10 protein-coding genes are annotated in these 10,783 nt (G+C 63.7%); 4 read left to right on the top strand and 6 right to left on the bottom strand.

Annotated elements, in window-relative coordinates; genetic code table 11:
* Nucleotides 1–231, top strand: a 231-nt coding sequence (locus VGM61_RS13470; protein WP_331523350.1) for an HAD hydrolase-like protein, incomplete at its 5' end; no start/stop codon positions are given.
* A 47-nt stretch (nt 232–278) separates the two neighbouring features.
* Here VGM61_RS13470 and tkt read toward each other — a convergent pair.
* Nucleotides 279–2,279 carry a transketolase gene (tkt, locus tag VGM61_RS13475; RefSeq protein WP_331523351.1) on the bottom strand — a complete coding sequence of 667 codons (2,001 nt, stop codon included), beginning with the start codon at nt 2,277–2,279 and terminating at the stop codon, nt 279–281.
* Nucleotides 2,280–2,892: 613 nt separating this feature from the next.
* Between tkt and VGM61_RS13480 the strand changes: the two genes are divergently transcribed.
* Together VGM61_RS13480 and VGM61_RS13485 are read left to right on the top strand one after the other, a co-directional pair.
* A complete protein-coding gene (locus VGM61_RS13480; protein ID WP_331523352.1) occupies nt 2,893–3,618 on the top strand; it encodes an outer membrane protein in 726 nt (241 codons plus the stop codon).
* Between the two features lie 75 nt (nt 3,619–3,693).
* Nucleotides 3,694–4,278 (top strand): porin family protein, encoded by a 585-nt coding sequence (locus VGM61_RS13485; RefSeq protein ID WP_331523353.1) that lies wholly within the window; start codon nt 3,694–3,696, stop codon nt 4,276–4,278.
* A 40-nt stretch (nt 4,279–4,318) separates the two neighbouring features.
* On the opposite strand, the gene VGM61_RS13490 is transcribed toward VGM61_RS13485, so the two are convergent.
* Nucleotides 4,319–5,176 carry a hypothetical protein gene (locus VGM61_RS13490; RefSeq protein ID WP_331523354.1) on the bottom strand — a complete coding sequence of 286 codons (858 nt, stop codon included), beginning with the start codon at nt 5,174–5,176 and terminating at the stop codon, nt 4,319–4,321.
* 12 nt (nt 5,177–5,188) lie between these two features.
* Entirely contained in the window at nt 5,189–6,058 is an 870-nt protein-coding gene (locus tag VGM61_RS13495) for a hypothetical protein (protein WP_331523355.1), read from the bottom strand.
* A gap of 214 nt (nt 6,059–6,272) precedes the next feature.
* On the opposite strand from VGM61_RS13495, the gene VGM61_RS19545 reads away from it, so the two are divergent.
* On the top strand, nt 6,273–7,487 hold the full coding sequence (locus VGM61_RS19545; RefSeq protein WP_414694875.1) for a TolC family protein: 1,215 nt from the start codon (nt 6,273–6,275) through the stop codon (nt 7,485–7,487).
* Between the two features lie 170 nt (nt 7,488–7,657).
* Here VGM61_RS19545 and VGM61_RS13510 read toward each other — a convergent pair whose 3' ends face one another.
* The 3 genes from VGM61_RS13510 to pyk all read right to left on the bottom strand — a co-directional run bounded on the left by VGM61_RS13510 (nt 7,658) and on the right by pyk (nt 10,740).
* Complete coding sequence (locus VGM61_RS13510; RefSeq protein ID WP_331523356.1) at nt 7,658–8,662, bottom strand: class I fructose-bisphosphate aldolase; 1,005 nt, start codon at nt 8,660–8,662, stop codon at nt 7,658–7,660.
* A 121-nt stretch (nt 8,663–8,783) separates the two neighbouring features.
* Nucleotides 8,784–9,218, bottom strand: coding sequence for an energy transducer TonB (locus VGM61_RS13515; RefSeq protein ID WP_331523357.1), 435 nt, complete (start codon nt 9,216–9,218; stop codon nt 8,784–8,786).
* Nucleotides 9,219–9,270: 52 nt separating this feature from the next.
* Nucleotides 9,271–10,740 carry a pyruvate kinase gene (gene pyk / locus VGM61_RS13520; protein WP_331523358.1) on the bottom strand — a complete coding sequence of 490 codons (1,470 nt, stop codon included), beginning with the start codon at nt 10,738–10,740 and terminating at the stop codon, nt 9,271–9,273.
* Between the last annotated feature and the right edge of the window lie 43 nt (nt 10,741–10,783).

Genomic DNA, 10,783 nt, shown 5'->3' on the forward strand with positions numbered 1-10,783 from the left:
AGTGCGCACAGCCAGAAGGCCAGCATGATCGCAGCCGCCATCGAGGACTTCGCCAGCCCGCGCGAATCCACCGTGATGGTCGGCGACCGCAGCTTCGACATCGAAGGCGCCGTGGCTAACCACATCGCAAGCGTGGGCGTGCTCTGGGGGTTTGGCGATGAGGCGGAACTGACCCAGGCCGGTGCAGCGAAGCTCGCCCGCCACCCGTCGGAACTGCCGGGGCTTACCTGACACAGGCGTGCTGCGGGGTCGACGTTCAACGCCGACCCCGCTTCGTATTACCCGACCAGTTTCTTCACTTTCTCCACCACGTTGGTCACGGTGAAGCCGAAGTGCTCGAACAGCTGGGTCGCTGGCGCCGACAGGCCGAAGGTGGTCATGCCGATCACGTCGCCGTCCAGGCCCACGTACTTGCGCCAGTAATCGACCACACCCGCCTCGACCGCCAGGCGCGCGCGGCACCAGGCCGGCAGCACGCCTTCGCGGTACTCGGTGGTCTGCTCGTCGAATACTTCGGTGCAGGGCATCGACACCACGCGCACCGGGATGCCGCGATTGGCAAGCTCCGCTGCGGCGTCAATGGCCAGGCCCACTTCCGAACCCGTGGCGATGATGATGGCCTTGAACTGGCCGTCGGCGGGATCGGAAAGGATGTAGCCGCCGCGCTGGATCTGCGCCAGGGTGACGTCGTCACGATGCTGATGCTTTAAGTTCTGGCGCGAAAACACCAGGCACGAGGGGCCGTTGCTGCGCTCGACGGCCATCTTCCAGGCCACCGCGGTTTCCACCGTGTCGCAAGGGCGCCATAGCTGGTTGTTCGGGATCAGGCGCAGGGTGGCCATGTGTTCGATGGGCTGGTGGGTCGGGCCGTCCTCGCCCAGGCCGATCGAATCATGCGTGTACACATGGATCGTATGGGCGGGAATCAGGCACGACATGCGCACCGCGTTGCGCGCGTAATCGGAGAACACCAGGAAGGTGGCGTCGTACGGAATGAAGCCGCCATGCAGCGCCAGGCCGTTACCGATGGCCGTCATGCCGAACTCGCGCACACCGTAGTGGATGTAATTGGCATCCGGGCTCTGCTGGTTGACGGGCTTGGAACCCTTCCAGATGGTGAGGTTGGACGGCGCAAGGTCCGCCGATCCGCCGATCAGTTCCGGCAACAGCGGACCGAAGGCATCGAGCGTGTTCTGCGATGCCTTGCGCGAGGCGATCGTGGCGCCCTCGGCCTGCATCTTGCGCACGAAGGCCATGGTGTGTTCCGACCAGTTGGCCGGCAACGTGCCGCTGATGCGGCGTTTGAGTTCTTCGGCCAGCTCCGGAAATGCCTTGGCATAGGCATTGAATGCCTCGTTCCATTCGGCCTCTCGCCTGGCGCCGGCTTCGCGTGCGTCGTAGGCGGCGTAGATCTCAGCGGGCACTTCGAACGGCGGGTAGTTCCAGCCCAGCTGTTTGCGTGCGGCGGCGACTTCGTCCTTGCCCAGTGCCGCGCCGTGGCTGGATTCCTTGCCTTCCTTGTTGGGCGAGCCGAAGCCGATGATGGTGCGGCAGATGATCAGGGTGGGCTTGTCGCCCTGCGCGGTGGCTTTGGTCAGCGCCTTCTTGACTGCATCGGCGTCGTGGCCGTCGACATCGGCGATGACATTCCAGCCATAGGCCTTGAAACGCGCAGCGGTGTCGTCGGTGAACCAGTCGTGCACTTCGCCGTCGATGGAAATGCCGTTGTCGTCGTAGATGGCGATGAGCTTGCCCAGCTTCAGCGTGCCGGCCAGCGAAGCCACTTCGTGCGACACGCCTTCCATCATGCAGCCGTCGCCCATGAACACATAGGTGTGATGATCGACGATGCTGTGACCGGGTTTGTTGAAGCGCGCGGCCAGCACCTGCTCGGCCAGTGCGAAACCCACGGCGTTGGCCAGGCCCTGGCCCAGCGGCCCGGTGGTGGTCTCCACACCCGGGGTTTCGGAATATTCCGGATGGCCCGCCGTGTGCGAGTGCAGCTGGCGGAAGTTCTTCAGCTCGTGGATCGGCAGGTCGTAGCCTGAGAGGTGCAGCAATGAATACTGCAGCATCGAACCGTGGCCATTGGACAGCAGGAAACGATCGCGGTTGAACCACTTCGGGTGCGAAGGGTTGTGGCGGAGGAAATCGTTCCACAGCACTTCACCGATGTCGGCCATGCCCATGGGCATGCCAGGGTGGCCGGAATTGGCCGCCTCGACGGCGTCCATCGACAATGCACGGACGGCGTTGGCAAGCTCGCGGCGGGTCGTCATGGCTGGGGTCTCCAAAGGGGCGATGGTAAAGCGCTTATTGTCGCTGATCGGCGTGACGAAGTCGCATCCGGGAGACGGCAAGGGCGGTGGGCGCAGGACCACACCACCACAGGCTGACCGATCGAAGAGATGTGTCCCACGAGGCGCTGGAACTTAACTTCGCCTTAATCTTCCCTGCCGACGTATGCGAACTCTTCAGCTACGTTCTTTTCTAATGGCCACCGTTCCAATTGCATGTGGATCGGCTTCGCATCGCTCCCCACGGTGCGTGGTTCTTTTCAAGAAAGTACGGAGATTTCGCTTTACTTACGAAGAAAAACAATTCGGACCGGCGCACGACCCCACCGTGCACACGGAACAAGAGCGCCCAGGCGCAACAAGCCCCCATCCAAGTTTGAATTCCCGCAGCACGTAGGCAGGCCTTATGCCTGTCCGCGCCAGGGAAGGCTTTTCCACGACGCGCCGCTTAACCAATTCTTAATGAAATACCGGCGTGAGGTGGAATTCAAAATGGCAGGAGCCATCTAACCGGAGCGACATCGCCACAGAGCGATACGCCCGGCCCGAGACGCGAACCCCCGCGTCCCGGGAACTATCTGGAGATATGTCCCCCATGAAAAAGACCCTATTGGCCCTTGGCCTCGCGTCCCTCGGTTTCGCCGCCCTTCCGGCCTTCGCCCAGGACAGCGCCGCACCCAGCGGCAACTACATGCCCAACCAGTCCGTCGGCAGCGGCAACTGGTTCATCGGCGCCAATGTCGGCCGCACCAACGGCACCAACGAAGGCGGCTTTGGCAGCGACAAGAGCGGTTTCAATTTCTTCAAGGGCGATCAGGACCGTCGCACCGGTTACGGCGTGCTCGGCGGTTATCGCTGGAAGGTCGGCAATGACCTGGGCCTGGGTGCGGAGCTCGGTTACACCGACCTTGGCAACTATCGCGTCCGCAACGTGTTCAACAGCAACGACGTCAACCAGTCCAGCCACACCAACGCGCTGCGCGGATGGATGGCTGGCGTGAATGGCAAGCTCAACCTGGTGCCGGGCTGGTACATCTCAGCCCATGGCGGCTTCTTCTACGCCAACAACAACCGCCAGAACTTCCAGCAGGGCGCTGATCCGTCGGTGGGCTTCACCTCCGACAGCCGCGCGCACCGCGGTAGCTGGTACGGCGGCATCGGTACGGGTTGGGACATCAACGATCACTTCAGCGCCGGTGTGTCGTACGACTACTTCCATGCCAATGCCGGCAAGCTGCGCAACGCAGTCACTGGCGACACCGCATCGGACTACAAGCGTTCCACCGGCATCGTTTCGCTGGCTGGCGAATACCGCTTCTGATCCACCCACGGCCGCGGCGTGATGTCGCGGCCGTTCTCTTTTGCCTGGCCTCATTTCATTTTTATGGAGCATTCCATGCGCAAGATCCTCCTCGTTGCCGCCATCGCCGCCGCAGGCGCCGTGGCCGCTCCCGCCTTTGCCCAGAGTACCCACAACGACGGCTGGTTCGTTAACGGCGCCGTGGGCCAGTCCCAGCTCGATCATGGCCGCTACGATGGCCACGACACCGCCTACACCGGCAACATCGGCTACCGCTGGGCGTTGAACCCGCAGTTCGCCTGGGGCGTGGAGGCCGGTTACAACGACCTGGGCAACATCCACGCGAAGAACATCTTCAACGACAACAATGTGGTTGATAGCCGCAAGAGCCAGCTGCACGGCTGGACGGCCGGCGTGAACGGCCGCTTCAACGTAGCACCGCAGTGGTACATCTCCGCACGCGGCGGCATCTACGGCTGGAAGGGTCACGGCACCAGCAACGATGAAAATCCGGTCAACCGGGGCCTGGACAAGACCAGCTGGTACGCCGGTGCCGGCGTCGGCTACGACTTCAGCAACAATGTGAGCCTGGGCATCAACTACGACTACTACGACGCGAAGAAGGATCACGTCGACCTCAGCAGCGACGTGGTGTCGGTGCAGGCCGAGTACCGCTTCTGATCGTCTGACGCTCGCAGTTCGAGGGCCATGGACCGGCCTCTTATCTTGCTCGATAGCGCCCGCTCAGAAGCACCGTGTTCATCAGCGCGTAGCGTGGGCCCTGGGTGGTCGTGGCCGAGGTCCTGGCGTCCGTCAATGCCCGGGACATCGAGACCATGCCCTGCTCATCCGGCGCGATGTCGATGGGCAACACATCTGCCACGCTTCCATCAGGCTTGAACACAAGGATGAAGTCGGCCATCGCGGCCTGCGGCGACAAGCTTTCGGCGGGCATCACCAGCCGCGCCCCATCGAACTTCGGTTGCTGCGAGCGAAACAACGCGTCGCGGATCGAGCCTTCCTTGATCTGCGCGTCGTGCACCGCGATATACACCTGCACGTCGGGAAGAACTTTTTCAAGGTCGTCACCCAGGCGTCGCTGGATGCGTTTGATCAATTCGGCGGCGAAGTCGCGTTCGGACTGGTTGTGTCCGCCACGATCGCTTACATAGTGCGCATAGATCTGCGCCCAGTTCATTGCTTCGCGGTAGTTTCGTTGCTCGAAGGCAACCTGGGCCATCTTGCCCATGGCCGGCACGCTGCCCCGCGTGGCGGCGTTGCCCAGGTAGAACGCGGCCCTGGCAAGGTCGGGATTGGCGAACAGGCCGCCGGAGTGGTGCCCGCTATGGTAAATGGACCCGAGCATGTAAAGGTCCATGCCACCGAGCTCCCCGGCGTTGGCCTCGATCTGCGCCAGCGCCTGTTGGCGACTTGCAAGCGGTTGCGCGTGGTCGACGATGGCAGCCCAGGTGGCTTCAGTTGGTCGCGGGGAAGCGTCGGCCGCCTGCAGCCCACCGATCCATCCCAGCCCCACCACAAGCCCCATGGCGCGCACGACACGCCCGATGCGATCGCTCATTCCCCTGCCCCCTCACCGCGTTCGGTAGCGCCCGTTGTCCAACACCATGCTCATCATCGCGTAGCGGGGCGATGTATCCGTCGTCTCGGCTGCATGGGCTTTGGACAGGGCGTGACCCATCGATTCGAGCATGGACTGATCAGGTGCGATGTCGATCGGCAACGCCCGTTCCACCGTACCGTTGGGTCGCAGCACCACCAGGAAATCGGCAATGCAAGACAGTGGCGGCAAGGTTTGCCCGGGCGTGGCGAGGTAAACATTTTCCAGGCGTGGCTGCCCGGCACGGAACATCGCGTCCTCGTTTGCGCCCGCCCGGATCTGTGCATCGTGCGCCGCGACATAGGCATCGACGTCGCGCATCACGTCATCGATATTGTTGCCGAAATGCGAACTGATGCGCTTGACCAGTTCGGCTGCATAGCCGTGTGATGCATCTTTCTTAGGTGCCGCCAGCAATATGTAATGGGCATAGATCTGCGCCCAGTTCATCGCCTCGCGATAGTCGTGGGTGGCAAGCTTGAGCTCGGCCATCTTGGCCATGGCGGGAATGCTTCCGCGCGTGGCGGCGTTGCCAAAATAGAGCGAAGCTTTGACCGGATCGGTCTGTTCCACCAGCCCGCCAGAGTGGCGGCCGCTGTGGTAGATCGAACCCAGCACGTAAAGATCGGCGGGGCCGAGTTCGCCGGCATCATCTTCGAGTGCTGCAAGGGCCTTGCGTCGCTGCGCCAGCGGAACGTCGTGATCGACGATGGCGGCCCAGGCTGTTTCGTGTGGCTGGCTGGCAGATATTTCGGGCGGCGACTGCGCACCGCACACCGCCGCAGCACCCATGATTGCCGAAAACACCACGGCGCGCGCGGCGTGCCCCATGCGATCGTCCATTGCCTGCCTCCCAGGTCGCTCGCATTAATGTAAGACATTGGCGAGGCCAATGCCTTCTGCAGTGCGACATGCGAGGACCAGGACAGACGTCAACCTCGGCATCTCAACGCGACAATCCCCTACACGCGTCAACGATGTCGTTGCCTAAAGTCCAGGCATGCGTCGCCCCTCATGCAGATTTACGTTCGCCGCCCTTCTCGCCGGCCTGGTTGCCATGCCGTTCGCGGCAACGGTCAACTCAACCCCTGCCGGGCTTTCGCAATTTGTTACGACTGCGCTGGCCGACGATCCGACGTTAGCCAGGGCCCGCGCGCTGACCTTGCAAGCGGCTGAAGAAGCCAGACAAGCACGTGCACCCTTACTGCCGGAAGTAAGCCTTCGAAGCGAGCGTGCACGCCAGCGCAATGGCCTGTGGGTGACCTCAAGTGAGTTGCGGATGACGCAACCGCTGATCAATCGAAACGCAACCTCGACACTGGCTGCCGTCAGGGCGCAGGCGCGGGCTGTCGCGGCGGATGGAGAGGCGGCGCGACAAGATCTTCTCCTCCGCGCTGCATTGGCGTGGATGTTCGTTGACCTGCGCCGACAGGAACGGCAGTTCGCCATCGCCGACCGCGATGCCCTCGCCTTCCAGGCGAAGCGCTCCCAGGCTCGGTACGACGTTGGGCTCGCGCCACGCATCGATGCCATCGAGGCCGAAGCGCAACGCGCGTCGGCCGTCGCTCGTGTCCACGCTTCGGAGATAGCTCTGGACGACGCGCGGGAAGCGCTGGCGCAGATAGCAGCACAGTGGCGTAAGCGTCCCTCCCACAGAAGAGTCCCATGGCGGCCGTCCTACCCGGTTGCCGGGGAATCGCACGAGGCCCTCGCCGTCACATCCGCACGCCACCGCCTGGAAGCAGCCGATCATCGACGACGTGCCGCTCGCGTCTCCCGATGGCCTGTGGTCGATCTTCAACTACGCTATGGACGGTCTAACGGCCGCACGGATGCGCCCTCGCCTTTCGGACGTCGGCCAGGATGGGTGTTCGGCCTGCGATTGACCGTACCGCTCATGAGCAGCGTTACCACGTCGGCCAACGTGCGTCGGGCCAACGCCGACTGGGATGCAGCAAGGGCCGAACTCGACCTTGCACTTCGCGACGCAACCAGGGCCACCCGTCGACTCGAGGCCGCCACCATCGCGAATGAGTCCATTCGGCGTGCGCGCGAATCCGCCGAGATCGCCGCGCATGCAGCCGTCATGGCCACCCACGCCGCTCTGGAAATGGGAACCCGTACGACGGTCGATGCCCTCCTTGCACAACGCCGTCTGTTCGACACGCGCCGCGCCGCCGCCCAGGCACGCGCAAACCAGTTCCTCGACCGGCTTCGCCTAGCCGCCGCACGTGGAGTTCTTGGCGAATCGACCCTGGAGATGCCGCGCTAATGGTGAAATCCCCATCGGTCCCACGGGGTTTCTTGTACTTCGCCAGCCAATGCCGCCATCGAACACAGGCCCCTGGATTGTCCGCGGCACGGTCAACTGCCAGATTCCCTGAATACGTGTAAAAAAAAGGCGCCGCAAGGGCGCCTCTCTTAGTGACTGGACCGGCTGGATCAACCCTTCCACTGCCCCAACGCAGCCAGGCCGTTTTCCTTCGCGCGCTCGTGCACGATCTTCTGCGCAGAGGCCACGTTGCCCTTGATGTCTTCGGACCACAGTTTCAGTGCGGCCTGCTGCATGGCACGGCCGTAGGAGAAGCTCAGCGGCCACGGGTGCGGGCCCATGCGGTTCATGGCGTTCAGGTGTGCGGTGGCGTCCTTGTCGCTCTGGCCGCCGGACAGGAACACGATGCCGGGCAACGAGGCGGGCACGGTGCTCTTGAGCACGCGAACGGTGGCCTCGGCTACTTCCTCGACATCTGCCTTCTCGGCGGACTTGGTGCCGTGGATCACCATGCTGGCTTTCAAGATGGTGCCTTCCAGCATGACGTTCTGCTCGTACAGCGCATTGAACAGGCTGCGTAGCACCGCCTCGTGTACTTCGTAGCTCACCTCGATGGTGTGGTCGCCGTCCATGATCACTTCGGGCTCGACCATCGGCACGATGCCGGCTTCCTGGCACAGTGCAGCGTAGCGGGCCAGCGCATGGGCGTTGGCTTCGATTGCGGTGGAGCTGGGGTTCTCATCGGTGATGTTGATCACCGCGCGCCACTTGGCGAACTGTGCGCCGAGCTTTGCGTATTCCTGCAGGCGCTCGCGCAGGCCGTCCAGGCCCTCGGTGACGACATCACCCGGGAAACCGGCCAGGGGCTGCGCGCCCTTGTCGACCTTGATGCCCGGGATGATGCCGTTCTTCTTCATCACCTGGGTGAAGGGCACGCCGTCTTTGGTGGACTGGCGGATGGTTTCGTCGTACAGGATGGCGCCTGAGATGTGGTCGGACAGGCCTGGCGCTGTGAGCAGCAGCTCGCGGTAGGCGCGGCGGTTTTCCTCGGTGTTCTCGATGCCCACGCCCTGGAAGCGTTTGGCGATGGTGCCGGTGGATTCGTCGATGGCGATGATGCCCTTGCCGGGCGCCACCATGGCCTGGGCGACGCTTTCGAGATCTTCAATGCTCATGACAACTCCGTGGATCGGGGCGGCGTTCGGGCCGCACTGGAAGAAGGCCGCGGGACGGATGCCCGCGGCAAGGTCTTGAAACGCTAAGTATAAGCCACGGTCCGTTAGCCGGCCGTGCGGATCATCCCGGGTAGCCGGCCAGGTCGCAGGCCTTGGTCAGGCGTGCGCGCTCGGCGGGGTCGGTGGGCATGTTGAACTGCACGACGTAGTACGTGCTCACCGGCTGTGCCTGGCGATTCATGCCGCTGGGCCGGTAATTGAAATTGCGCACGATGCTGACGGCGGTGGGGCCAAGGTCGCTTGCGGGGACTGTCTTGGCGACCTTCGCGTTATAGGTTTTGCCGTCCGAACCGATCGTGTAGGAAACGGAGGTGCAGCCCGGTACGTTGATGTTGCTTCCGGTATTGGGAACGTCGGCATCCACCGAGGTGTTGGCCAGCGTCCAGTACGAGGGAAGACGGTCGGGTGAAACTCGCTGCGCATCCTGCGCCACGGCGGGCATGGCAACGAGGGCCACGAGCGCGGAAAACGCGAGGCGGGGGAACATGGTGGACATGGTGACCTCGGCGCTTGACTGGGACCTCTAGTCTAGCGCCGGGCCGTTTTTTTTAAAGGTCGCGAAGGCTCTCGGCGATGCCATCGGCACCTACCACCAGCAATTTCAGCGTGTTCGTGCCACCGCCCCGGCCGGAATGATCGCCGTGGGTAAGGATCACGCGATCGCCTTCTGCAAGCTTGCCCAGGGCGAACAGATGTTGCAGCGCGGCACGGGCTGTGTGGGCCGGATCGAGCGTGTTCTCGGCAAAATCCACCGGCTGCACATCGCGCAGCATCAACATGCGCCGACGGGCCGGACCCGACGGCGACAAGGCGTAGATAGGCACGGAAAACCGGTAACGCGACAACCATTGCGCGGTGGCACCGGATTCGGTCAGCGCGATGATGGCGCGGGCGCCGATACGGGCGGCCAGCACCATCGCCGCCAGGGCAATGGCCTGGTCGGTGCGGTCCAGCTGGGTCGTCTGGCTGGAAAGCGCGTCGTTCGGTTCGAACTGGCGCTCGGCGCCCAGGCAGATGCGGCGCATGGCCGCAACGGCTTTGTCCGGATGGGCGCCGGCGGCGCTCTCCTGGGAAAGCATCACCGCATCGGTGCCGTCGATCACCGCATTGGCGACATCGAGCACTTCGGCGCGGGTGGGAATGGGCGCCACCACCATCGATTGCAGCATCTGGGTGGCGGTGATCACCGAGCGGTTGCGTTGCACCGCTTCGCGGATGATCTTCTTCTGCAGGCCTGGAAGTTCGGCATCGCCGATTTCCACGCCCAGGTCGCCGCGGGCCACCATCACCACGTCGGAGGCGTCGATGATTTCGCCCAGCACGGGAATGGCGTCGGCACGTTCGATCTTCGACACCAGGGCCGCGGAACCGCCGGCCTCGTGCAGCAGGCGGCGGGCCTCGTCCATGTCGTGGGCGCTGCGCACGAAGGAAATGGCCAGGAAGTCACAGCCGATTTCGGCCGAGAGCTTGATGTCGTTGCGGTCCTTGTCCGACAGCGCATCCACGCTCAGGCCGCCGCCCTGGCGGTTCAGTCCCTTGCGATCGGAAAGGCGGCCACCGATGAGGCAGGTGGTACGCACTTCGGTGCCGACCACCTCGTTGACGGTGAGCCCTACCAGGCCGTCGTCGAGCAGCAGCACGTCGCCAGGATGGACATCCTGCGGCAGGCCGTAATAACTGACACCGACGCCCGTGGCGTTGCCCGGCGCCGCGCCGGGGCGGCAGTCGAGCACGAAGGGATCCCCAGGCAGGAGATCCACCGGGCCGTTGGCGAATTTCTCGATGCGTATCTTCGGACCCTGCAGGTCGCACAGGATGCCGACCTCGCGGCCGACGGCCTCGGCGGCGGCGCGCACGGCGGCGGCGCGGGCGCGATGATCGTCGGGCGCGCCATGCGACAGGTTCAGGCGGACGATGTCCACCCCCTCCTCGATGATGCGCTCGAGCATGCCGGGCGCATCGGTGGCGGGGCCGAGGGTGGCGACGATCTTGGTGCGACGGACTTGGGCTTCGGTCATTTGTCGGAAATTACCACAATTAGTCCAGCGTCTTGTTCAACAC

Source organism: Pinirhizobacter sp., assembly GCF_036499745.1.
Classification (GTDB): Bacteria; Pseudomonadota; Gammaproteobacteria; order Xanthomonadales; family Rhodanobacteraceae; genus Pinirhizobacter.